The organism is Paenarthrobacter sp. NPDC090517 (genome assembly GCF_044769165.1).
GTDB lineage: Bacteria > Actinomycetota > Actinomycetes > Actinomycetales > Micrococcaceae > Arthrobacter.
Genome location: NZ_JBIVXN010000004.1, coordinates 238,522 through 262,035, shown reverse-complemented (window position 1 = coordinate 262,035; position 23,514 = coordinate 238,522). Strand labels below are relative to the sequence as shown.

At 58.9% G+C, this 23,514-nt stretch carries 17 protein-coding genes; 9 read left to right on the top strand and 8 right to left on the bottom strand.

What is annotated here, in order from left to right; genetic code table 11:
* Positions 1-712: 712 nt before the first annotated feature.
* Positions 713-2,104 carry an APC family permease gene (locus ACIQTW_RS14750; RefSeq protein WP_402938107.1) on the top strand — a complete coding sequence of 464 codons (1,392 nt, stop codon included), beginning with the start codon at positions 713-715 and terminating at the stop codon, positions 2,102-2,104.
* 73 nt (positions 2,105-2,177) lie between these two features.
* Here ACIQTW_RS14750 and ACIQTW_RS14745 read toward each other — a convergent pair whose 3' ends face one another.
* The gene (locus ACIQTW_RS14745; protein ID WP_402938105.1) at positions 2,178-2,777 is read right to left on the bottom strand and encodes a TetR/AcrR family transcriptional regulator; all 600 of its coding nucleotides are present in this window, start codon (positions 2,775-2,777) and stop codon (positions 2,178-2,180) included.
* Positions 2,778-2,947: 170 nt separating this feature from the next.
* Here ACIQTW_RS14745 and ACIQTW_RS14740 point away from each other — a divergent pair, with 170 nt between their 5' ends.
* Positions 2,948-3,310, top strand: a complete 363-nt coding sequence (locus tag ACIQTW_RS14740) for a hypothetical protein (protein WP_402938102.1) — start codon at positions 2,948-2,950, stop codon at positions 3,308-3,310.
* A gap of 113 nt (positions 3,311-3,423) precedes the next feature.
* Here ACIQTW_RS14740 and ACIQTW_RS14735 read toward each other — a convergent pair whose 3' ends face one another.
* Complete coding sequence (locus ACIQTW_RS14735; RefSeq protein ID WP_402938100.1) at positions 3,424-4,296, bottom strand: SDR family NAD(P)-dependent oxidoreductase; 873 nt, start codon at positions 4,294-4,296, stop codon at positions 3,424-3,426.
* Positions 4,297-4,363: 67 nt separating this feature from the next.
* Positions 4,364-4,729, bottom strand: a complete 366-nt coding sequence (locus tag ACIQTW_RS14730; protein ID WP_402938097.1) for a TfoX/Sxy family protein — start codon at positions 4,727-4,729, stop codon at positions 4,364-4,366.
* Positions 4,730-5,153: 424 nt separating this feature from the next.
* Between ACIQTW_RS14730 and ACIQTW_RS14725 the strand changes: the two genes are divergently transcribed.
* The 3 genes from ACIQTW_RS14725 to ACIQTW_RS14715 all read left to right on the top strand — a co-directional run bounded on the left by ACIQTW_RS14725 (position 5,154) and on the right by ACIQTW_RS14715 (position 9,651).
* Positions 5,154-5,357: a cold-shock protein gene (locus tag ACIQTW_RS14725; RefSeq protein ID WP_011773907.1), complete on the top strand. Its 204-nt coding sequence runs from the start codon at positions 5,154-5,156 to the stop codon at positions 5,355-5,357.
* Between the two features lie 391 nt (positions 5,358-5,748).
* Positions 5,749-8,307, top strand: a complete 2,559-nt coding sequence (locus ACIQTW_RS14720; protein WP_402938093.1) for a LuxR C-terminal-related transcriptional regulator — start codon at positions 5,749-5,751, stop codon at positions 8,305-8,307.
* A gap of 81 nt (positions 8,308-8,388) precedes the next feature.
* Positions 8,389-9,651: an APC family permease gene (locus ACIQTW_RS14715; RefSeq protein WP_402938090.1), complete on the top strand. Its 1,263-nt coding sequence runs from the start codon at positions 8,389-8,391 to the stop codon at positions 9,649-9,651.
* 236 nt (positions 9,652-9,887) lie between these two features.
* On the opposite strand, the gene ACIQTW_RS14710 is transcribed toward ACIQTW_RS14715, so the two are convergent.
* The gene (locus ACIQTW_RS14710) at positions 9,888-10,301 is read right to left on the bottom strand and encodes a hypothetical protein (RefSeq protein ID WP_402938087.1); all 414 of its coding nucleotides are present in this window, start codon (positions 10,299-10,301) and stop codon (positions 9,888-9,890) included.
* 107 nt (positions 10,302-10,408) lie between these two features.
* Between ACIQTW_RS14710 and ACIQTW_RS14705 the strand changes: the two genes are divergently transcribed.
* A complete protein-coding gene (locus ACIQTW_RS14705) occupies positions 10,409-11,671 on the top strand; it encodes a plasmid pRiA4b ORF-3 family protein (RefSeq protein ID WP_402938085.1) in 1,263 nt (420 codons plus the stop codon).
* 24 nt (positions 11,672-11,695) lie between these two features.
* On the opposite strand, the gene ACIQTW_RS14700 is transcribed toward ACIQTW_RS14705, so the two are convergent.
* From ACIQTW_RS14700 to ACIQTW_RS14690, 3 genes are all read right to left on the bottom strand, one after another.
* The gene (locus ACIQTW_RS14700; RefSeq protein ID WP_402938082.1) at positions 11,696-12,154 is read right to left on the bottom strand and encodes a hypothetical protein; all 459 of its coding nucleotides are present in this window, start codon (positions 12,152-12,154) and stop codon (positions 11,696-11,698) included.
* Between the two features lie 400 nt (positions 12,155-12,554).
* A complete protein-coding gene (locus ACIQTW_RS14695; RefSeq protein ID WP_402938080.1) occupies positions 12,555-13,940 on the bottom strand; it encodes a UDP-glucose dehydrogenase family protein in 1,386 nt (461 codons plus the stop codon).
* On the bottom strand, positions 13,937-15,106 hold the full coding sequence (locus tag ACIQTW_RS14690; RefSeq protein WP_402938077.1) for a glycosyltransferase family 4 protein: 1,170 nt from the start codon (positions 15,104-15,106) through the stop codon (positions 13,937-13,939). The genes ACIQTW_RS14695 and ACIQTW_RS14690 overlap by 4 nt, the downstream gene beginning before the upstream one ends.
* A 795-nt stretch (positions 15,107-15,901) precedes the next feature.
* Here ACIQTW_RS14690 and ACIQTW_RS14685 point away from each other — a divergent pair.
* The 3 genes from ACIQTW_RS14685 to ACIQTW_RS14675 all read left to right on the top strand — a co-directional run bounded on the left by ACIQTW_RS14685 (position 15,902) and on the right by ACIQTW_RS14675 (position 22,823).
* Complete coding sequence (locus ACIQTW_RS14685; protein WP_402938074.1) at positions 15,902-18,058, top strand: AAA family ATPase; 2,157 nt, start codon at positions 15,902-15,904, stop codon at positions 18,056-18,058.
* Positions 18,055-19,242 (top strand): McrC family protein, encoded by a 1,188-nt coding sequence (locus ACIQTW_RS14680; protein WP_402938071.1) that lies wholly within the window; start codon positions 18,055-18,057, stop codon positions 19,240-19,242. Before ACIQTW_RS14685 ends, ACIQTW_RS14680 begins: the two co-directional genes overlap by 4 nt.
* Positions 19,243-19,799: 557 nt before the next feature.
* Complete coding sequence (locus tag ACIQTW_RS14675) at positions 19,800-22,823, top strand: TrlF family AAA-like ATPase (protein WP_402938068.1); 3,024 nt, start codon at positions 19,800-19,802, stop codon at positions 22,821-22,823.
* Positions 22,824-23,000: 177 nt separating this feature from the next.
* On the opposite strand, the gene ACIQTW_RS14670 is transcribed toward ACIQTW_RS14675, so the two are convergent.
* Positions 23,001-23,429, bottom strand: coding sequence for a MerR family transcriptional regulator (locus tag ACIQTW_RS14670; RefSeq protein WP_402938065.1), 429 nt, complete (start codon positions 23,427-23,429; stop codon positions 23,001-23,003).
* Positions 23,430-23,514 lie beyond the last annotated feature (85 nt).

Genomic DNA, 23,514 nt, shown 5'->3' with positions numbered 1-23,514 from the left:
TTAAGTGTCGGCAAGTCGGACCCTGTACCCGTGTGCACTTGCTTTTATCTCGTCGAGGAGTCCGTCGACAGCAGTCTCGGAACTCTAGAGAGCCTGTCCGCGATATCCCCGGACTGGTGTGGGTTGCTGAGCCCTCCGACCACGTAAAGGACCAGTTTGCGAGCGCGCTGAGTTGCCCGTGGTCCAAGTGATACTTCGCAAAATCGCGCATAACTGCATCGACTCCTGCAGGTCGCTTGGCCAGCCACCGTAGTCGGGTCACGCGCCGACGGTGGCTGAAGGACGACGTCGGGCCTTACAGCCAACCTGGTGAACGCCTCCATGAACTGCTTTAGCGGCAGCGATTCGAGTTCTTCAAACCGCTTCCACAATTCGGTGGTATCGATGCCGTGGGCCGGCTCATAGTTGCCCAGGTCCAGCAGCCACCAGCAATCGACGGGCGTGGCAGCCGTTTCCGGGGATGATTTCGCTTCAACGTTGCCTAATCGCTCACCGCCGACGTTCGGTGGTCTGGAACGCGAGATGTGTCGGCACCGTTGGCTAAAGCGCGGTGTCCACCGTCACATCTTGACTGTGATCCGGCTCACCGCTTTAATAAACGAACGCCATTCATTTATAGCTTGTACCGGGTTCTCCTCCCCGGTTAGCGAAGGGCTGGCAATCCCAGCTCTGCCGCAGTTCCCAACACCCCGGCATTAGATTTAGGATCCCAATGACCCCCACATTTGATACTGATACACCGGCAGGCGAGAAGCCTGTGGGGCCAGCTTCCACTCAGACTCCAGCCGAGGGTTGGCGCCGAGTCCTCGGCGTTCCCTCGCTGGTGTTGCTGGGATTGGTCTACATGGTGCCGCTGACGATTTTCAGCACCTACGGCATTGTGGTGGAGTTGACGGGCGGACGCCTTTCGGCCGCCTACGCTGTGACGCTGGTGGTCATGCTATTCACCGCGCGATCGTATGGCCGGATGGCGCAAGCATTCCCGTTCGGGGGATCGGCATACACCTACGCGACGCGATCGTTTGGCGCCGGGCTTGGCTTTATGGCGGGGTGGTCCCTGCTGCTGGACTATCTGCTGCTGCCGATGATCAACTACTTGCTCATCGGCATCTATATGAACGCGGCCTTCCCAGCCATACCGGCATGGGTGTTCATGATCGTCTCAATCCTGGCCGTGACCATTCTGAACATCTTGGGTATCACCGCGATTGCCAAGGTCAATTTCGTTGTGGTGGGACTTCAGGCGCTCTTCATTGTGCTGTTCGTTGCGCTGGGACTGTCATCAATTACCGGTACTGGCAATCTTGACTTGATGGCTCCGTTCACCGGCGTCGATGCGGCCGAGGGCGTATCACCCATTCTGGCTGGCTCAGCGATTCTGTGCCTGTCGTACCTAGGATTCGACGCCGTTTCCACTTTCGCTGAGGAGACAAAGGACCCGAAGCGCAATCTGCCCAAGGCCATCATGCTAACCACCGTGCTGGCCGGTGTGATCTTCCTTGGACTCGCGTATATCAGCCACCTTGTACTCCCGGTCAGCACATTCAGGGATGTGGACGCGGCGGCCATCGAAGTCATTGGCGCAGCGGGCGGAAACTTACTCGTTGCCTTCTTCACCGCCGCATACATTGCAGGAAGTCTTGGATCGGCGCTGACGTCTCAGGCGTCCGTTTCCCGAATCATTCACTCGATGGGTCGAAGTGGTGTGTTCCCTGCTGCGTTGGGTCGGCTCCACGCTCGATTCCGCACACCCGTGCTTCCAATTCTCCTGACATCAGCCGTTTCGCTTCTGGCCTTTGTCTTGGATCTCCTGACAATTTCATCGCTGATCAGCTTCGGTGCGCTGGTTGCTTTCTCCGTGGTCAACTTGGCCGTGATCAAGCATTACTTCATTGACGAGAAAGCACGCGGCGCCCGGGGCGTGGTTCATAACCTTGTGCTGCCAGGCATAGGTTTTGCCTTGACGGCCTGGCTCTGGACGAGCCTGAGTGGGTTGTCGTTCACGTTTGGGATCGCATGGGCAGGCGTGGGCATGGTCTATCTGGCCTTCCTGACTCGCGGATTCCGCAAGCCTGCTCCGCAGTTGGAGCTCCAGGAAGTTTAGAGACTGCTCCGACCGGGCGTTTGGTGGGGTCGCCGCGCTACTAGAGTCCCTGCTTTTCCTATGGCAACGATTCTCATTGACTTTGCGACGGCGTCAAAGCCAGTAAGGCAAGCTCGACCAGACGTGGCATCTTCGTTGCTCCATCCACAGTTCTCGGCTCGCGGAGATGCCCGGCAAGGGTCAGATCAACTAAGCCATGTACGGTCGCCCACACGAGCCCTGTGATCTCGCGGACATCGCCCGAAACTACATAGCCTTCCAGCTGTCCCTTCGAAACCAGCGTGTACAAGTAGTCCGTGCAGGCGGTCGCGGCGTTTTCAAGATCGCGACTCGGATTACCAATTTGGAAGTCGCCGAATACAAGGCGGTAATGGGCGGGACGCGCCATTGCGCCTTCTGTATAACCGAGAAGGGCGCCCAAAAGCGGGGTGCGATCGCCTACACCAGACGCAGCTCCTAAACGCATCTGTTCGCCCAGATAATCAAGATTCTCTGCTGCAACAGCGCTTAGGAGATCGTCTTTATCTTTGAAATGTCGATACGCGGCCGTGCGGGACAAGTCCGCTTGTGAGCCCACGGCCCGCAAAGTCACTGCATCGGGGCCACCCTGAGTCAGTAAATCACTCGCGGCCGCCAACAGTTTCGATCGAGTCTCGCTGGGCAAAGAGTCCATGGTCAACCATCTTACCTACGGGAATTGCGGCTAATCCTTGAGAAGTTGACACTGTCAACACGCATTGGTTAGCCTGTTGACATTGTCAACAGATAGTTGGCTCTCGTGGCTTATTCGCACTCAAGGACCATGTCCTCCGCAAATGAGCCCGGGAAGAGAGAAGGATCAACATGAAATCCGAAGATCTAGCCGCAGCGTACTTCGAACTCTGGATGACCACCGATGATGATCGCCGCCACGAGCTGGCCAGCCAGGTCTTTACGGAGAACGCCGTCCACTATGCGGCTCCCGCGCACGTACAATTCCGTGGAATCGAAGCGATTGAGAGCAACATCAAGCGCGTAAATACGGAGAATATCCAAGGGAACGGACTTTCTTTCACGTCCGGTGACGTGACCCCTAACCACAACACTTTGCAGCTCGAATGGTCAGTGGAGACTCCCTCTGGGCAGACGGTCGCCACTGGTCGTGACTTCCTTCTTATTAACGACGACGGACGCGTCCAGGCTCTCTACATGTTCAACGGCGCCTGAGTCCTGCCGTAGCAAGTAGCGATCTAATCCAGGCCTTCCGGAACGGGCAGTCCGTTTCGGGAGGTGCGGATCTGGTGCGGGAGGTCAGTTGGCGTGGGGTTTTGGCTGTCCGATCACATAATTTTCGACAGCCGCATGCACTCTTCCCACAGCCGTTTCCGCGCCGCTGGATCGGAGCCCATGCCCGGCGTCGGAAGTTCCTTGCGTTTCGCCCAAAGCTTGCCGGAGACCGCCGCAGTGTCTGGCGAGGTGGCCAACCAAACGGCCGTGTCAGCTGCTTTCTCTGCCGTCTTGCCGAAGGTGTTCGTCATCCAACGGAACGGTCCGCCAACATCTTGCAGAAGACCGGTGTGCTTGACCAGGCCCGGGTGCGCCGCGTTGACCATCACATTTGATCCGCGAAGGCGCTCCGCGAACTCTTGCGTCAACAGAACCCGGCCCAGCATTGTTGGCGGCGTTGAGCGCAGGTAGCTGTAGTTGCCTTTCGCGGTTTGCAGGTCGTCGAAATCAATCTTGGTCACCGATGGGCCGCCCGAATACTTGGAGGCGATGTTTACGATTCGCGACGGCTGCCCCGCATCTCTGCTCGCGCCACGCTTGAGTGCATCCGCGAGAAGATTCGTGAGAAGGAAGTAGCCCATCACGTTGGTAGCAAACGTGAGCTCGAGGCCATCCGCTGTCACGTGGCGTTCCTTGCGGAAGACGCCGGCCCCGTTAACGAGTACGTGAAGCTCATCGTGGCGGGAAAGGAACTCTTCAGTCGCCGAGCGGATTGACGCCTGGCTTGAGAGATCGCAGGCAAGCGGCTCGAGGATTGCGTCAGGGACTGCGGCCCGAATGTCGCGCATAGCCTCTTCTGCCCGTGCTTTTGTCCGTCCGACCACGACGACGGTGGCACCTTCGCGGGCCAGTGCAGTGGCGATGGCCTTGGCAAGACCACCCGTAGCGCCGGTTACGAGCGCTGTTAGTCCGTTCATCGAGGCCATGGCTTGATCTCAGCACGAAACGGCGGGTTTTGCGAGGGTCCTGCAATGCTTGCCGAGCGGACAGTGGTTACTTCTTGGGCGGACGCGACTTTGGCGCTTTCGGGGGTAACGAGGCCACATGGTCAAAGGCCTTGGCCACCCAGGGCTCGGCCTTCTCAGCGTCATCGTTCCAGGCTTCGGGAAGACCTGTGTATCCGCCCATAGGACGTTCTTCCGGGCCGAACGGTTGAGTTTGCTGATCCGCCTCGAGCTCAGCTTTGTCAGCCTCGGAAAGGCGGACGCCGATGGTGGGGCCGAATAGTCCGGCAAACATGTTGCCATTCACGAAAGCGCCAAGATTGCCGAACATCGGCTTGACGATGACATCCGGATGATCGGGCAGCACCGAGCGGAAGCGTTCCTTATCGGCGTCAGAGGGCTTGGGCATCTGCATGTGGTTGTCCTCCTACAAAGCTTTGCGAGCGGTCGCTTTGCTTGATCCTGCAGCCGCGCCGCGGGAATAGCAATACGAAATCCATGGCATCGACAGTTGCGACTTCGGCATGACACCGGCTTGGGGAGTGGCTTTCAGCCTTAGCTGGAGCCGCAGAATGACAGAGGTTGGCAGCCCGAGATGGGCCAGGACATTGATACATTTCCCGGGCAGTCCGGCCATCCGTTGGATAAATATTTCCCAGCACTAGCTATCTGCTCAGATGTATGTAGACTTGACGGTGTTGTTGTGTTTGGCATTTGGTAGTTCAGGCAGTCCCCACGATCCTTCCGGATCGTGACCTTCTGAAGTAACGGTGGAGAACACCCCACACCCGGAGACCCGAAAGTCGGGACAATCTCCACCTTCAGTAAGGACTGAAAAAATGGCTACAGGTACCGTGAAATGGTTCAACTCCGAAAAGGGCTTCGGCTTCATCTCTCCTGAAGATGGCAGCCAGGACGTTTTCGCTCACTACTCTGCGATCAACTCCTCGGGCTACCGCTCCCTCGAAGAGAACCAGAAGGTTTCCTTCGACGTCGAGCAGGGCCCCAAGGGTCCCCAGGCAGTAAACATCCAGGCTATCTAGTCTTCGGATAACTCAAAAAGCGGGGCCGGTCACTGACCGGCCCCGCTTTTTTGTCTGCCCTCTGATAGAACATAACTCCTAGTGTTTGTTTGAGTTATAGAACACATATCCACATAGTGAATTACACCCATGTAATTCACGTCCAGCTCTCCGTAACGTGGAACGTAGTCCACCCGCAGAGCTGAAGGAGCATCCTCATGGATCGCCCGATCTTCGAACAGCCCCACCACCTAGACGCATCGCGCCAGCACCTAGTTTTGCCCGAATCACCACCTAGACGGACCGATAAAGGTCTGTGCAAGGCCGTTTTGCCACCTAGTCCCGTTTTCAAGATCTAGCCTGCGAAGTGAGCCTCATGACGGGCATCCACAAAAACAGAAGGCTAGGTCGCGTGTTCGATTCAGAGGTTCAGCGGATCCTCGACTTTGTTGCCCGCGGCATCGGCGTACGGGTTGTTGGCGCCCCGGGTAGCGGTAAGACGTCGGTGGTACGCAACGTCATGAGCAACCTGGAGAAGACCGGCGTTTCCGTGCACTTCATCAGTGGACTCCGTACACACCGCACCATCCCGTACTCGGCCATCAAGGGCCTTGGACTGGAAATGAGGCCCGGCCGCAGCGGAGTCTTCGATATCGCTGATGTGTTCTCGAGCCAGCTGGCCAAGGCCGGCAAACACCTGCTGGTAGTTGACGATCTCCACCTCGTGGATAGCGAATCCCTGGCAGTCTTGGAGGCTGTTAGACGGAGATCCGATTGCCCTATGGTGGCCACGGCCCCGGAAATATGGGCTTTCTCCAGGGGGCAGCTGGCCGTCCTCAACAACGGCAGGGAGGCGCACCTGCAGTTGGATCCACTCCACTACGAGCAGGTCCACCTCCTCATCGCGCAGGTTCTCGGTGCCCCGGCGGACGCAGACACAACGGCTCGCATCCTCACCAAGTCGGCCGGAAACCCTCGGCTCATCGTACGGATCGCTGAGACCGCCTCGCTGAGCAACCTCCTGGTCATGAAGAACAAGCAATGGTGCATGACGGCCGACACCCTATGGAACGAACACCTTCGCGGCACACTTGAGGCGCTCCTGGCTGAACTGAATGCTGAAGAGTTCACGGCGCTGCACATCATGGCGATTCTGGGTACGGCACGCGTTGATGTTCTCCACAAAGTCATTCAGCCAGATGCCTTGGAAGGCTTGGAGCGCAGGGGATTCCTGTCCGTCCTGGCGGACCACCACAATGGCTCAATAGCGGCCATCAGTCCGCCCGTCATCGCTGACTACTTCCGAGGGAACAAGAAGCTCCGGGACCGGAAACTGCTCCGCAGCAAGATCGCTGGCGTCCTTGAAGGTGCCCCACAGACCGCCCCGGAAAAGCACACAACGGCGGACTGCCTCTCCCGTGTGCTTTCATCTCTTCGTCTGGAGAAGGGCGACGACGACGCCATAACTTCCCGGCACTTCCACGACCACAACGCGGATCGCGAACACATCCGCTTCGAACGCTGGCAAGCCAACAAGTCAGCGGCCAACGCCGCAGCCCTCCTCCGCATCTATTGGGGTGCTCCCGTTAATGTGGCGCGTGCCAGTCTTGTCTGCGCCGAAACGACAGACTTCGACGCCGATCCCAGGGACCGCCTGTTTGTCGCCATCACAGAGGCCCTGCTTGCGATCCACACGCGCGGCGGGCCAGGTGCCGCCGTCGACATCCTCCAAAAGTTCGCCGGGGACAATCCGCAGCTGGTAGCTGAAGTGGAGAATGCCATTCTGTTCATCAGTGCTTCTCATGGCAGGGTTCCAGCTGATCCCGCTGACGAGCCAGGCGTTTCCGGGGGCCAAGGACCGGGAATGGGGATGTTGGTCCATGGTTTGCTTGAGCTGTACCGCTTCAAGCCAGGCGCAGCGTTGGAAGCCGTTGACGGTGCAGGCGACGATGATGCTTTTTCCCATCTTCGGCCGTTCATACACGGCTTCGCCCTCTTTGCCGCTGGACGCGTAGAGGAGTCGTTGGTATTCGCCTTGGATTGGCGGGCAGAAGCGCGCAAGAATCTGGACCAATTCGGCGTGGTCACCAGCAGCTACGTGGCCGCACACGGGCTGCTCTACCGAGGCCACTTTGAAGAGGCCGAGTACCTCATGAGCAGCGTCTTTGCAATGGGGCGGCCGGGCTTCGTTGTCGACTCGCTCTACGACGCCATGCTCAGGTTGGCTGGGCTCAGGCACGCGACAACTGCCATAGTGCCGACGCTTTCCATAGCCGCACAGGCGCGGACTGAGGTGCCGGACGTCGGTCCGTTACCCGGCATCGGCAAGGGAGCTTACGAGCTCATCGCTCATAACAACGCCCAACCTTCAGTGTTCGACCGCAAAGCCGCCAAACTCATCAGGCGGCAGCTGAAGAGCGGCTACGTCCTTGAAGCCATGATGACTGCGCTTCTTTGTACATGCCTTTGCCCGGGCCGGCCCGTTTTGGATCTGCTGCAGAAAATCCTGCGGGAGAGCGGCGTCACGGTCCATGACCAGCTCATTGCCATTGCCACCGCGGTGGTTGAAGGTGACCATAAGCTGCTGGGGCTGCTCCTCAAGCACTATGAACCCGACATCGACACCTACCAGGTGGGGATGCTGCTCCGAGGAGCCCTCAAGCGCCACGTGATTGATGGTAATGCAGCCGCAGCTGACGCTATGGCGCAGGCTTCCTCCATCTTCGCCGTCCGTTTCCCGTCGGCCAACGAGCAGCTCTCCTTCAATTCCTTCAGGACCACGCCTCTGACTGAACGGGAGATCGAGGTCGCTGTACTAGCCGGACACCGCACCAACGTGGAAATTGCAGAACACCTCGGCATCAGCGCGAGGACAGTTGAAAACCATATCTCCAACGCACTGCGGAAGACCGGTGCAACATCCCGCAATAGTCTTTTCATGCTGGTGGGGAATTCACTTCCGCCGCGCTGACCCGGGATAGGCTGGATTCACCTCCAATCACCGGTCTCTGTCGCTCCCCGCTGAGCCGGTTCCTCAGTGTGAAGGGTATCCGTGAGCAACTCTCCGGCTTTGGCTCGCCGACTAGGCACATTCGACGCATCGCTGATCGGTTTGGGGTCGATGATAGGTGCCGGTGTGTTCGCAGCGTTCACCCCAGCCGCTGCTGCCGCGGGATCGGGGCTGCTGATCGGGTTGGTAGTGGCTGCCTTCGTCGCCTTCTGCAACGCGACCTCGTCGGCCCAACTGGCTGCGGCCTATCCAACGTCCGGCGGTACCTACATCTACGGTCGGGAACGGCTCGGCCCTTGGGCCGGGTTCCTGGCAGGATGGGGATTCGTCATCGGCAAAACGGCGAGTGCCGCTGCGATGGCGATGACCTTCGCGGCCTATGCCGCACCGCAGGGTTGGGAGCGACCGGTGGCGATTGCCGCCGTCGTAATTCTGACCGCTGTGAATTATCACGGAGTGACCCGCACCGCCGGGCTGACGCGCGTGCTGGTGGTCGCTGTACTTGCTGCCCTGACTATTTCTGTCGCAGCGTTTTGGGGTGGCTCCGGTCCCGACTTTGGCAGTTTTATGGGGGAGGGGCTGCTGGCCCACGGCTGGTACGGCATTCTGCAATCAGCGGGGCTGCTGTTCTTTGCTTTCGCCGGGTACGCAAGAATCGCGACGATGGGTGAGGAAGTGCGTGAGCCCAAGCGCACCATACCCCGCGCGATCAGCATTGCCTTGGGGATCACCATCGTCATCTACGCCGTTATAGCCATTACTTTGCTGGCGGCTCTCGGCCCCGACGGCGTGGCTGCTACGGCGACCCCCTTGGCCGACGCGGTTGGTGCAGGCACCTTGGCTTGGGCTTCGCCCGTGCTTCGCGTCGGTGCAGCCGTTGCGTCTCTGGGTGCGTTGTTGGCACTCGTCGCAGGGCTTGGCCGGACGAGCCTGGCCATGGCCCGCGAACACGATCTTCCGCACTGGCTCTCCGCTGTGCATCCGCGCTATAAGGTCCCGCATCGTGCCGAAGTCACGTTGGCTGTAGTGATCTGCCTGATTATCGCAGTTGCTGATCTTCGCGGGGCAATCGGCTTCTCGTCATTTGGAGTGCTGCTCTACTACTTGGTTGCCAACATCGCCGCCTACACTCAGCCGCGGGAAGACCGCCGCTACCCGAAGTTCCTTCAGGTGGCTGGTGCTGTTGCATGCGTGGTTCTTGTTGCCACCTTGCCGCCCTTGTCAGCCGGTTTGGGTGTGCTCATGTTCGCGGTGGGCATCGTGTATCGTCTGGTGCGTTTGCGCTTTGATCGCCGCGCTGGCTGATATGCCGGCTGGGCACGGCCCCACCTGGGGGTAGTCGGGTGGAGCCGTGCCGCAGTGCCTCCTTCGCGTGGAGCGGGTGGGGTAACCCGCCGGACACCGGGAATCCCGCCCCGGGAGGCACAAAAGGAGACTATGGCCGGAACATGGTCTCTAGGTGTTCGAAACCCCAAACTAGGTGGTCGGGAGGCGGGTATTTGGGGGAAAATTCACCAAAAATAGGTGCTGAGCGGCAGCGTCTAGGTGTTGGCCCGCCGTCGAGCGTTCCTGCGTTCCACGGACTCCATGTAGGTGACGATGCTCGCAATAGTCAGGGCTACCGAGCAGACAACAGCCAGGGCAGTAGACGCTTCCTGGAACGGCACCACCACCAGCGGGCTGAGCATCATGGCATTGCCAAAGCCGGATGCAGCGAAGAGTCCGGCTTTCAGGAGCAGACAGGTCAGTGGTTCGGCAATCAACATCGCTACGGGCGCCACAACACCCAGAGCCATCGTGAAAACGACAGCCGTGGTCCGCATATCTGAAGGATCAAGGATTTCCAGGCCTTCCGGAGGGGGCGCAGTTCCGAGCAAGGTGGCTGACACCGCCGAGCAAACAGCTATGACGCAGGTGATGATGCGAAGCGCTGCTGGGTAGAAGTGCGTGATCACTAGTAAGTCCTTGTCGTTGTAGGTTCAACCCCCGTCCTTAGGGGTAGTAGTCCGAACCAAGGACATATGACGCGAAACCTTCCATTCGCACTGGCAGAATGGCGGGAATGGAGTCACCCACCACCGTTCCGGCCGTTGAGTTGCGCATTTCTATCAGTGAGACTGAACCGCTCATCTGGCGGCAACTCGTCCTCCCCGAAACCGCCACAGTCGCTGAGCTGCACGGTGCCATCCAGACGGCATTCGGGTGGAAGGACGCTCATCTCTACGCCGTTGCCGGCCATGACCGCGGGGGCAAGAAACGCATCATCATGGGAGTCGACGACGGCGACGGTCCAGATGGTACTGAGCTCGCGGTTGACGTTCGGCTAGCTGAGCTTTTTGACCCACACTCGCCAGGGTTGTCGGACCTTGAGTACGACTACGACTTCGGGGACAACTGGACCCACGAGATCGAAGTTGTTGGACCTGCCGTGCTCAACGAGAACACCATCGCTTGCCTTGGCGGAGCGATGCGGGGGCCGATAGAGGATTCCGGGGGAGTGGGTGGGTATGCCAACGTGGTTGCCGTTGTGTCCAACCCTAAGCATCCTGAGCACCGGGAAGCCGTGGATTGGCTCGAGTTCGTGACTCAGGAGAGTGTGTCCAAGTTCGATCCGGCTGCTTTCGAGATTACTGTCGTGAACGATCAACTGCGACTGTTGGCTCGTCGGCTGTGGCCGGGGGACGTCACCGAAGAGGAGGTAGTGTTCGTCTTGGGGCCTGCCCTTTGGTTCCTTAACCAGGCGGACCCAGATGGGTTGCCGCTGACATCGGCGGGCTATCTCAAACCGATCGTGGTTAAGCGAGCAATGACAGAACTCGGGTGGATCGAACCTTGGAACACGAACGTCTCCACTGAAAGTCACGCCGCACCTGTCCGCATCGTGCGCGAACGGCTCCAAGAATGGAAACTCCTTCGCAAGAGCAAGGACAGGCTGCTCCTGACACCGGCAGCCAGGAAGCTCATAAACAGGCCCGCGATGCTCTGGCACTACATCGCTGACCGATTGGCATCACCCGGGCACGAGGGCGTGAAGATCGCGACTCAGCTGAGGGTGCACTGGGACTTATCGGCAAGCCATCCGCCCCGCAAAATAGTGGACGATGTGGTTCAGCTTGCGCTCCACGAACACGGTCTGCGAACCGCGACGGGTGCCGATATTCCACTGGACTGGGCACGTGGCTTGAGGATCGATGTCCATCAGAGCTTGCTCTGTCTGAGGCTTCGGGGCTCGACAAAATGGGGTTCCGATGAGCTGGGACTATCCGACGCCGGCGTCAAGTTCTTGCTCGACGTCCAGACCCGCTGGGACGGCCGCAGCGTCTGAGTCTGCGGCCGCTCCAACTGACGGCTACTTCTCGCAGCCGATCCCATCTTTGTCGTTGTCCAAACCGTAAATGTCGGATCCCGTTACCGTCACTGGCCCTCGCACGTAAGCCGGGCCGTTGCCGCTGCCACCCGCGCAGTCAACGTCCGATGCGATGGGTACGCATCCGGAGTAGTTGGGGTCGCATCCGCTCTGGGCAGGAGGGGGAGCCGGAACTACTTTCGGCTGGATTTGCGCTGCAGCAGCGTCTGCTGCTGCCTTATCGGCGGCCGCCTTATCAGCCGCAGCTTGAATGGCTGCTGCGGCATCGGCGGCAGCCTTGTCGGCCGCGGTCTTGTCAGCCGCAGCCTTATCTGCAGCGGCTTTATCCGCCGCGGCTTTATCTGCAGCCGCCTTGTCGGCTGCAGCCTTCTCAGCAGCTGCCTTTGCCGCCGCTTCCGCAGTTCGCTGATCGGACAACTTCTTCGCGCTCGCAGAGTCCAACCACGTTATTTTGCCAGCCTGGTCGATGGCGCAAACAAACGTCTCACCCGCGGAAGTCTGAGTCGCCTTCTCAGTTGTGCAGACCGTGCCAGCGACCTTGCTGGGTGTTGGAGAAGGAGTTGCGGAAGGAGTTGCCTTCGTACTGTTTACAGAGCTGGCGCTTGTCGGCGCTCCCGGAGCGCACGCTGTGGCCCCAACCAGCAGCGACGTCACGGCAACCAGCCCCACTGCTTTTCGCCCTTGCGACCACGAAGAGTTGCCTAGCAAATGCCAGTTTTTGGTCATGCGAATAGAACGCTTTTTCAATATATTGCCCCCTTGTAGATGCGCCGATGCGATGGCGCGTCCAGTGACCATAACACCGTGCCGAACAGCAAAGGGAGGCGGAGTTGTCTATGACTTAGTGCGCTGCGTGCTTCTTCCGGTCGGCGGGCTTCGCCTGGCCTCCATCAGCAAGCACAACCGAAGCGCCGGTCCCCAACCCGCGGACCGTCCAGCCCGCACTCCGCCAAGCCTCAGGGTCCAGGACGTTGCGAGCGTCCAGCACCATCCGGCGTCGTACGAGTGCTCCCGCAACAACGGGCGAGAGCGACACGTATTCGTTCCATTCGGTGAGCAGCAGCACCAGTTCGGCGCCTTCGAGGGCGCGTTTGGTGGAGGCTTCGAAGCGGATTTCTGGGTAGCGGATCCAAGCGTTGTTGATGGCTTTGGGATCGGTGACGGTCACGTGTGCGCCAGCGGCCGCGAGCTGTTGGGCGACGTCCAGGGCGGGGGAGTCGCGGATGTCGTCGGTGTCGGGCTTGAACGCGGCACCAAGGATTGTCACCGTGCGGCCGGACAGGAAGCCGCGGCACATCTCGCGGGCGACCTCCACAGCGCGGGAACGCTGGTCCAGGTTCACCGAATCAACCAGGGCCATCCACTCATCCACGGACGGCACCGAAAGTTCGCGCGCCTGGGCACGGAACGACCGGATGTCCTTGGGCAGGCAGCCGCCGCCGAAACCGAGCCCGGCGTGCAGGTACCTGTTGCCGATGCGCGGATCCAAGCCCATCGCTTCGCTGAGCTCGCTTACGTCGGCGCCCGACGCGTCGCACAGCTCAGCCATCGCGTTGATGAAGCTGACCTTCGTGGCCAGGAACGCGTTCGACGCCGACTTGATGAGTTCCGCCGTCGAGAAATTGCAGACGAGCCGCGGGATACCGGCGCTGATCAGCGGCTCGTACACCGCATCCAAAACGGCTGTGATCGGCGTACCCGCTGCGGCACCCTTGCCGCCGGGAACGCCGTAAACCAGGCGGTCAGGCACCAGCGAATCCTTGACGGCCGTGCCCTGACGCAGGAACTCAGGGTTCCAGCCGAGCAGCACGTCCGAGCGTCGGGCCAGGATCGCGCGGAGCGTTTCCACCGTGCCTACCGGCACCGTTGATTTACCCACGACGGCGGCCCCCTTGGCCAGGTGCGGCAGGAGGCTCTTCGTGGCGCCCATCAGGTAGGAGAGGTCGGCTGTGTCCGAGGTTTTGGACTGTGGCGTACCGACGCAGAGGAAGTGGACTTGGGCATCTGCGGCAGCCGCGAAGTCCGTGGTGAACACGAGCCGGCCGGTGGTGCGACCGTCCTTGAGGAGCTCATCCATTCCTGGCTCGTGGAAGGGCGCCAGCGCCTTGTTGAGCTGCTCAACCTTGGAGGAATCGACGTCGATACCCACCACGGTGTGGCCCATCGAAGCGAGCGTCGCTGCGTGGACTGCGCCGAGGTAGCCGCAGCCGATCACGGAGATCTTCATGAGGTGGGTCCTTTGCTTGAGGTGAATTCGCTGGGCCCGTTATTTCCGCTGGGCACTCCGGAGATGACTTCGTTGTAATGGCGAACCAGGTCCGCGCTGAGGACGGGCCACGTCCGACCCTGGACTGAAGCGGTGGCCGACGTTGCGAACGCGCGGCGCTTGGCGTCGTCGCCGATCAGGTCCTGCACGTAGCCGCGCAGCTGGGCAAGGTTGCCGGGCTCATACAACCAGCCCGTGCGTGAGTTCTCCACGAGGTCCAAGGGGCCTCCGCGGCCGGTCGCGACCACGGGAACACCTGATGCCATGGCTTCCTGGATGGTTTGGCAGAAGGTCTCGAACTCGCCGGGATGGACGAAGAGGTCGAAGCCGGCGACAGCTTGAGCTAGTGCATCCCCGCCGAGGAAGCCGGCGAAGTGAGCGTTCGGTAGCGCCGCTTGGAGTGCTTCCCGTTGCGGGCCATCACCAACGATGACCAGTTTCGTGTTCGGCAAATCCGCCAGTACGGCCAGATCCTCAACCTGCTTCTCGACGGCGAGCCGGCCGACGTAGCCGATGACGCGGTGACCATCGGGCGCCACTGAGCTGCGCCACGCCGTCGACCGCTTAGCGGGGTTGAAACGCGCGGTATCCACACCGCGGCGCCACATGTCCACGCGCAGGATGCCGCGTCCGCGCAACTGATTCAACGCGAACGTGGACGGCACCAGGGTTCGGGTGGCCAGGAGGTGGATGTTGTCCACGCGGTTCCAGGCCCAGTTCTCCAGGAACGGCACACCGTACCGGGCGGCGTAGCTGGGAACTTCGGTTTGGTAGATCGCGACAGTCGGGATGCCGAGCTGATGGGCGGCCTGCACGGCACGCCAGCCGAGGACGAAAGGCGAAGCGAGGTGCACGACGTCGGGGGAGAAATCGGCAAGGATTCGCTTGACCCGATTCACACCACCCAACGCAACCCGCACATTCGTGTAACCGGCCAGCGGCACCGAAGGAAGCCGGTGCACATACGCACCCTTCTCGACGCTCGAAACATCAGTGTCCGACGTCGACGGCGCGATCACCATCACCTCATCCCCGCGCTCCTGCAGATGCTCAAGCACCCGCAGTATCGAGTGGGTTACCCCATTCATCAGTGGCAGGAATGATTCGGCGACGATTGCGATCCTCACGCTCACAACGGTGGTCGCGGCGGTTGGCTTAGCGGGTTCGAACGGGTGGCTTGTGGGGGAAGAGTTGGTTAACAGGTGGGTTGGGTGGGACTCGGCGCAAGCATTGGCTCTGGCTTTGCGGTCCGTTCGTGCACCAATACTTTGGGGGCTAGCACATTTGCTGGCGGGGAAGGTTGCCGCCCAGTTGGACAACGACGACGGCTCCGGCGGCGGTGCGGTCAGTCACCGTCGGTATGACCTTGGAAGACGCATCCAGAGAAATCGTGGACAGGGGGCGAGGAATGCAATTGGCTGTCAGTCGGACATCACTGGCCCAAAGGTTGGTCTCGCGTCTCAGTGGCTATGACGCAAGCGAGTCCAAACAGCTCTACCAGTGCTGCGCTCCTGACCAAGGGCTCTCCCAACCAGGGCCTCCTGGATGTCTTGCGATACAAGACGGACCGCCACTCTCCCATTAAACCGATCACACAACTCCTATGACGGCAGAATCCAACAATGATGTAGTCGTTTCGCAAACTCTTTGAAGCGCCAGCCGGAGCGTCCGCTGACACGCCGGGCTCCTGCAGTCGCGCCACTATTTTCACCCCAAGAGGGTGACTTTGAATCCAGTTCTATCGTGGGATCGCCCCGCGCCCCCACTCCACGGTATCCAGACCTGACAGTCCCAATCCGGCACCATATGCCTGATGAAGCACAGGCCTGCAACCTGTTGAAGTCGCAAAGGTAGGTCTGCCTCCTCGGACCGTGTCGTACGCTGCTCCTAGGTCCAAATTTCTTGAACAGGAGATCCTTCCCATGCCTTTTGTGGAAAAGAATGCCCATCGCCTGCGTTTGATCCTTGAGCTCCTGGACGCCCAGCCGGAAGGCTACTCAGGAACGACGGGTCCTGACGGGATTCTGTCCCATGTATTCGAGCTATTGCCGCCTGAAGGTTCGGAGGGCGAGGTGGGAGCCAAAGACAAGACACGTGCGGAAATCTATCTGCGGTGGTCAACCGTGGACTTGGTGAAAGCCGGCTGGCTGGAAAAAAGCGGAACCGGGATATGGAGAATCACCGACGAAGGGCGACAGGCACTCAAGGACTTCCCGGATGCACGAGACTTCGCGTCTGAGGCCCGGAACCGGTATAACGCCTGGAGCGCCCTTAGTGCTGAGAAAAAGCAAGAACAACTGCAGACCACGATAGTGCCGGTCGACAAGCCTGAGGAAACGATCCGGGATGCGGCCCTACCGTTCGTGCAGCGCGGACTTCAGGAAGGCGGATCGGTATTCTCCGAAGGCAGGAGTGTATGGGAAAGCGGACCCGTCGAGGAACTACGCTCCGTCTTCATAGACGCCCCTGATCCAGACGCTGGCAACTTTGTAGGAAAGCTCAAGGTTCAGCTCGCCAAAGTATCGGACGACGCGCGCCTACTCATGGCTGAACTGGTGTGTTGGCAACTGCTTCCGATCAGCCCGAACCGGATCGGAGAGCGAGCCAAAAAGGAAAGGGTGCAAACCCTGCTCGGGTACATGGACCATCCTGTGCAAATCCCGGTTGAGATTGCTAAGGCCTTCAAATTTGGCAGCTTTGACCCAGGCCAGGCCATGAACAACAAGCTCTACGAAGCGCTCGTGCTGATCATCGAACTTCTCGATTCGTGGTTGAAAAAGACCGAAGCCGACAAGGAAGCCCTGTTAGCCGATCCATGGGCGTGGCGGCAATTCATCAATGACCTCCCCGGGCACAGCTTCCGCACACAGCGGAACGCCCTGGTTTATCTTGTCCACCCGAAGTACATCACCTCGATCGTGTCCGATAACCACAAGACGCGAATACACGAGGCCTTCGTTGGCGAAATAGGCCAACCCAGCGAGGACATCGACCGCGATCTGCTGGATATCGTACTCAAACTTCAGCAGAAAACCGCTCAACCCGTAGACTTCTACTCCGACCCCCTTCGAAAGGCATGGGATCCCTCCCCTGCTCCGGGAGAAGAATCAGACGCCCCGACTCTTCCGGCCGAGGAAGACCCTCTGGCCCCCACAACAGGCGTCCGCCGAAGATTCGCGCCTGCCGACAACGCCCTTTCGCAGGCGCTGTTTATGGATCGGACATGGCTTCAGAAGCAGCTGAACCTGCTTGAGCGACGCGGTCAGATCATTCTTTACGGACCTCCGGGCACCGGCAAAACGTACCTGGCCATGCATCTGGCCGAACACGTGGCCGGCGACGCCAAATACACGTCAATCGTCCAGTTCCATCCCAGCTATTCGTATGAAGACTTCTTCCAGGGGTACCGGCCAGACACCACCGACAATGGCTCGCTCACCTACAGGCTCCAGGATGGACCGCTGCGCCGAATCGTTGACCAGGCATGCTCGAATCCGGAATTCAACTACGTACTAGTCATCGACGAGATCAACCGCGGCAATCTCGCCAAAATCTTCGGTGAACTCTACTTCCTGCTCGAGTACAGAGACACCCCGATCAAACTGCAATACAGCAAGAGCGACGAAGATTCCTTCAAGCTCCCCTCCAACCTCTTCTTCATCGGCACCATGAACACCAGTGACCGCTCCATCGCCCTGCTCGACGCTGCGATGCGCCGTCGTTTCTCCTTCGTGGAACTACATCCGCACAAGGAACCTACCAAATCCGTTCTACGAGCATGGCTCGTCAGCAACCGTCTCGACACTGCCCCCGCAGACCTTCTCGACGCTGTCAACGAAAGGATAGGCGACGGCGATTTTCAAATCGGCCCCAGCTTCCTGATGCCCAAAAACCCGGAGTTCCTTCCGGATCAAATAGAAGAGATCTGGGACCACGAGATCCTGCCGCTTCTAGCCGAACACCACTATGGCGAGGGACTGAACATCGAACAGGTTTACGGCCTTGACGCCCTCAGGGCAGGGCACCAACAACGCGAACTCCCAGACACTGGTGAGGAGGAAGCAGCCGAAGGAAAATGAAGCGCCTCGAACTTACCGAAGGATCAGCCTCCGAACGCGCCCAGCTCCCTACAGACATCGTCACTACCCTCTGCCGCCTTAACGTCGCCACTGCCGTCCCGGCCGGCCCCGGGGAGTGGATCATCTCGAATATCCGAAAAGTAGGAGTCATCCGTCTCGGGGACTGCCAGATCGAAATCAAACCGAAAATACCAGTTTCCCGCCTCTTCTTCATGATGAGCTATTCGACTGACCCTGCGGTCTGGAAAGAGCAGGACATCGTTATCGATCGGGACGAGAACCTACTCAACACCATTAGCGACGCCTTCATCCGTCAATCAGCCCGAGCGACAGAGCGAGGGCTCCTGCAGGGCTATGAGACTTTAGAAGACTCACAGCCGATCTTCCGTGGACGCCTGAATGTCGACGCTCAGATAGGACGCCGAGCGGGCCTCCCACTTCCCGCACAGGTGATATTCGACGAATACACCACCGACATTCCCGAAAACAGGCTGCTTCTCACCGCAGCTCAACGACTCCTACGGGTCCCTTCGCTCTCCCGCCTCCATCGAACCAACCTGCGGAAACTGGTCCAGCGACTCCATGATGTAAGCGAATTTCTTCCCGGAACAGAGCTGCCCTCTATACAGTTCACTCGCCTAAACAGCCGCTACCGCGCGGCCATAGCCCTGGGAACACTCATCCTTCAAAACGCCTCGCTGGAACAACGCCGCGGAGAAATCACAGCCACAGCGTTCCTGTTCGACATGTGGAAGATCTTCGAAGACTTCCTCACCACCGCACTCGGAGAACACCTCCGCAGCATCGGCGGCACCGTCGAAGCCCAGGCAAAAGGCACCTCACTCGATACAGCAGGGAAGATCTCTCTTATCCCAGACCTGTTGTGGAAGGACGCACGCGGAGTAAGGGCAATCATCGACGCTAAATACAAAGTTCCCAAAAACACTTCATATCCCAACGCTGACATCTACCAAATGCTTGCATACTGCACTCGCTTCGCTCTTCCTGCGGGGCACCTTATCTACGCCAAGGGAGAGGAAGAGCCGCGATTACACGAAATCATCGGTCGTAGCACGAGCATCTACTGCCACGCGATCGATCTCAACCTGAGCCCAGGCGTGCTGCTCAACCAAGTACGGCGCTTAGCTTTCAAAATTTATCGATCAACATGGGCCGTTCCCTGACCCTAGGCGGTACGCACGCGCCCCTGTATCTAGCCGGGTTAGGTTGTCTCACCATTCAGGCGTCTTGAAGGCCGGGTTAGGTTGTCTCTTGGGCCGGGTTTCACCTTATTACGTCGCCCTGTCCATGGCCAGCAATCTAATTTGGAGTCGAGACCTCGCGGCTAGGCGTGATGCTCCCGCGGAATCTCTCAGTAGTGCGGGCCATCGCTTCGGCCGTGAGTGTCAGGTCTTGGTGGGGCATTGCGTAGCCGGAAACGGACCGTCGACCGGTCAATGCCTCCCGGTCAGGACGGGTGGGCGAATTCTGCGAGTAAGACTTGCCAAACTCGAAGCGTGATGGACCCCTGCCGCTTCTGAGGTTCCGGGCTGATTTGTGTCCCGCCAGTGCCGCATACCCGTCGGGACTGGCTATTTGCTCCCGGCGTCGAACTTGTCAGGGTCGACTGCAAACTCAATCGTTGGCAGGTCGCTCCTGTAGAAAAGGTCGAGCACCCGGGGATTTCCAGCGCTGGAGTGTCTCGACCTCAAAGCCTGCGCAGAGGCCGTAGGCTCACCTAATGACTGACCAAAATGCCCGAGGTTCCGAATGGAAAAAATGGGACCTGCACGTCCATACGCCGCTCTCACTGAGACAGGGCTACGGCGGAGACACTCCTGAGGTTTGGGAAAAGTTCATCCAGGAAATCGAGAATCTACCACGATGCTTTGCAGCATTGGGTATCAACGATTATTGGTTTCTAGACGGCTATAAGCGTCTTCGAAATGAGCATGCAAACGGACGCATGCAGAACATCGACACGCTCTTTCCTGTTATCGAGATGCGTCTTAACCAGTTCGGTGGTTCCGAGTCCAAGCTCAGCAGAGCGAACCTCCACGTCATTTTCGATCCTGAGCTTGCACCCGAAGTGATTGAGTCTCAGTTCATATCTGCGCTTCGCCCTAGGTTTCACCTGGATGCCTCCGGTGAGAATTTCTGGAATGCCTCGATTACGAGAGATTCGCTCGAAGACCTGGGCCGAAAGATGAAGCTGACCGTTCCCCCGGAACGTTTGGGGGATTATGACTCCGACCTGGTTGAAGGATTCAATAACGCTAACGTGACCCTTGAAATGGTCCAGGAGGTTTTGACGGGACACGTCTTCAAGAACCGCTCGCTCCTTGCGCTGGGGAAGACTGAGTGGGCCGATATCAAGTGGGCTGACGGTGCGATAACGAGCAAGAAGCATTTGATTAACATTGCGGACATCGTGTTCACCGCCTTCGATGAAACAACAACTTGGTCCAAGAGCAGGCAGACGCTTATTGATAACGATGTGACCTCCGCGCTGCTGGACTGCAGCGACGCCCACACCTGGAGTACGAATACCGCCAATAAAGACCGGATCGGCAACTGTGAGACGTGGATACGCTCAACCCCGACGTTTGCCGGCCTTGTGCACGCGCTCTCCGAATTCACCAGCAGGGTATACGTTGGGACCGAGCCGGAAGATCTCCGGAGGAGACGCGAGTCTCCCGAACGGATAATAGATTCAATTGCGGTGCGACCAGTCGAGGGAGCGGCCTCGGATCTGTTCAACTACTCCATCCCCCTAAATCAGGGGCTGGTTGCCATTATCGGTAACAAAGGGCAAGGTAAGTCGGCCCTCCTTGACTGCCTGGCTCGAGGAGGAAACTCTTCCCGAGCAGATTACTTTGCATTTCTTAACCGAATGCGATTCCTGAATCCAAAGAATAAATTCGCCTCGGCATTCGAGGCTGAGGTGACGCTCGCCGACAAGACAACGCATGTGGTTGGCCTAGCCAAACCGCACGACCCGGCCAACCTTGAAAGGGTCGAATATCTTCCCCAAAGACTTATCGAGACGATTTGCGCCAGCGATCCGCTGAGCCCAGAAAATGACGCGTTTGAGGGTGAACTGAGCCGAGTCCTGTTCCACCACATTGACGAAGTAGATCGGTCAGGCGAAGAAACTCTAGATGGTCTTCTTCGTCTTCGAACTAAGTCTGTCGATGCAGCCCTAAGCAGGCTCCGCCTGGATGTAGATGTCAAGTCTGTCCAGCTCGTACACCTCGACCGAGAGATGAATGAGGTCACGTTGGTAGACCTTAAGAAGCGCAGGGATGAGACGCGTCTTCAGGTCGATGCAGCCGTGGCTGATTTGGACGCAGCCGTTCTAAATCTTAAGGAACTCGAGGCTGGAGAAGCTGAACCCACTGAAGTCGCGTCCGATCGGGACGCGCTTGCCCAAGCGGTTGCCGAGGCTGAGACTCTCGATTCCCAGGTGGCCACTCTGACTGTCGAGGGGGCTCAGGTATCTAAACAGCTGACTGAGCTTGTTAGCGTTGAGCAGGCCGCGCAGTTTATGTCCCAGCAGGCTTCCACTCTGAACCTTGAATACCGTAAGGCCATTGGCATTCCAGCGGGAGACGTGGTGACTGTAGTGATCGACTCGGCTGCGATAGTGGCGGCCCGCTCGGAGCGAGTTGCCAGGCAGTTACAAATTACTGCTGAACTGTCTAAGGCTCGCGACGCTCTCAAATCCTTGGGAAACGTGTGTGACGCTCTTCGGATTAAGCTCACCGCGCATGACGGTGTTCGAGAGGCTGCACGTCGTGCGGTCGAGCAGCTGCGGAAAAGGGTTGAGGCGTTGACTGGCGACCCGGGTGAGCCGGACTCGGTTTCTGGGCTGGACGCTCGGATCAGACGCGTGGGTGAGATTCCGGGCGAGATAGAGAAGTTGCAGAACGACCTTGCAGAACTGGCGAAGGGGATCTACTCGCAGCTTATGTCCCGAATAGACACAATTCGCAGTGTCTATAAGCCAGCGGAGGAGTTCGCCCGCCACGATGCCTTGGCAAGCGCGGCTGGCATCACGTTTGATGCCAGTATTAGGTTCTCCAGTGACTGGGGACGCCTTTCCGATGTGCTCGACGGGCGACGAAATTCAGAACTGCTGAGCCGACTCGAAGACGTGAGAGTTAGTCTCGACCCGATGGACGAAGACGAAGTCGTAACAGCTACCCTCGACATCCTGAAACGCATGGGTGTTGAAGGTGGAGACCTGTCTAGACCTGGTCGTTCACTAGATACAGCTTTCAGGTCTAATACGACCCCGTCGGAAACTATTGCGCACTTGGCTGGTCTTACATGGTTAGAGACGTCATTCAGCTTGTCCGGAAATGGAATTCCCTTATCGCAGCTTTCGCCTGGCGAGCGCGGCTTGATTCTCCTTCTCTTCTACTTGGTGCTTGACCGGAGTGACACTCCACTCCTCCTTGATCAGCCGGAAGAGAACCTTGACAATTCCGCAGTACGCAGGGTCCTCGTTCCGGCGCTTCAGCAGGCGAAACTCCGGCGTCAAGTCATCGTGGTAACGCATAACGCTAACCTAGCCGTCGTCGGCGATGCGGATCAGATAGTGCATTGCTCTTACGACTCCGGAGTTTTCACATTGCACAGCGGACCGCTGGCGTCGCTGGATACGGGCGAGTTCGTCATAGACGTCCTCGAGGGTGCACGGCCTGCATTTGAAAACCGCCGTAAAAAATATGAGGAGGTTGTAGTCCAGCCCCTCATCTGACATGGGACGGGATTACCGGCGAAAACGAGCTCTAGTTCTGTCCAAGGATTAGGTGCTCGGGAGCCCGCTGCTACGACGGCGGAAGTCACCCCGGGATACAAAACGGCATTCGGACTGAACTGTGGTTGAAAGGGGTTCGGCCTTGCCGTCATGTGCGCAGTTCAGTGGGCTTGCGGCCTACTGTCGACCCCGCGCCCGCTTCAGATCCTTCCGCAACCCCCGGTTGTCCGCCCGCAGCTCCCGGTTATCGTCAGCTAACCCGCGGTTGTCCTCCGTCAGCCCCCGGTTCTCCGCCTCCAGCTCCAGCACCAGTTTCACGCCCGCTAGGTTCAGCCCCTCGTCCAACAACGCCCCGATCCTACGCAGCGTCGCAAGGTCGCTTTCGCTGTAGCGGCGAGTGCCGCCGTCGGTCCTCTCAGGGGTGAGCAGGCCTTTGCGCTCGTACTGCCGGATGTTCTGCTGCCCTGTGCCAACCAGTTCCGCTGCGACCGAGATCGCATAAACCCCACGCGAGTCAGAGCCCTCGCCTGAGGCGCCGTCCGCACCAGAAGGAGCCAGGCCGCCGTCGTACTCTTCAGCGGCAGTCTCAGTATCCGAAGCTGCCATCAAAGACCTCCAAAAATCTTCCGGAAAACTACTTGCATCAACTCTCTCACCGGTGCTATAAAAAATCTATACCAGCCAATACAGA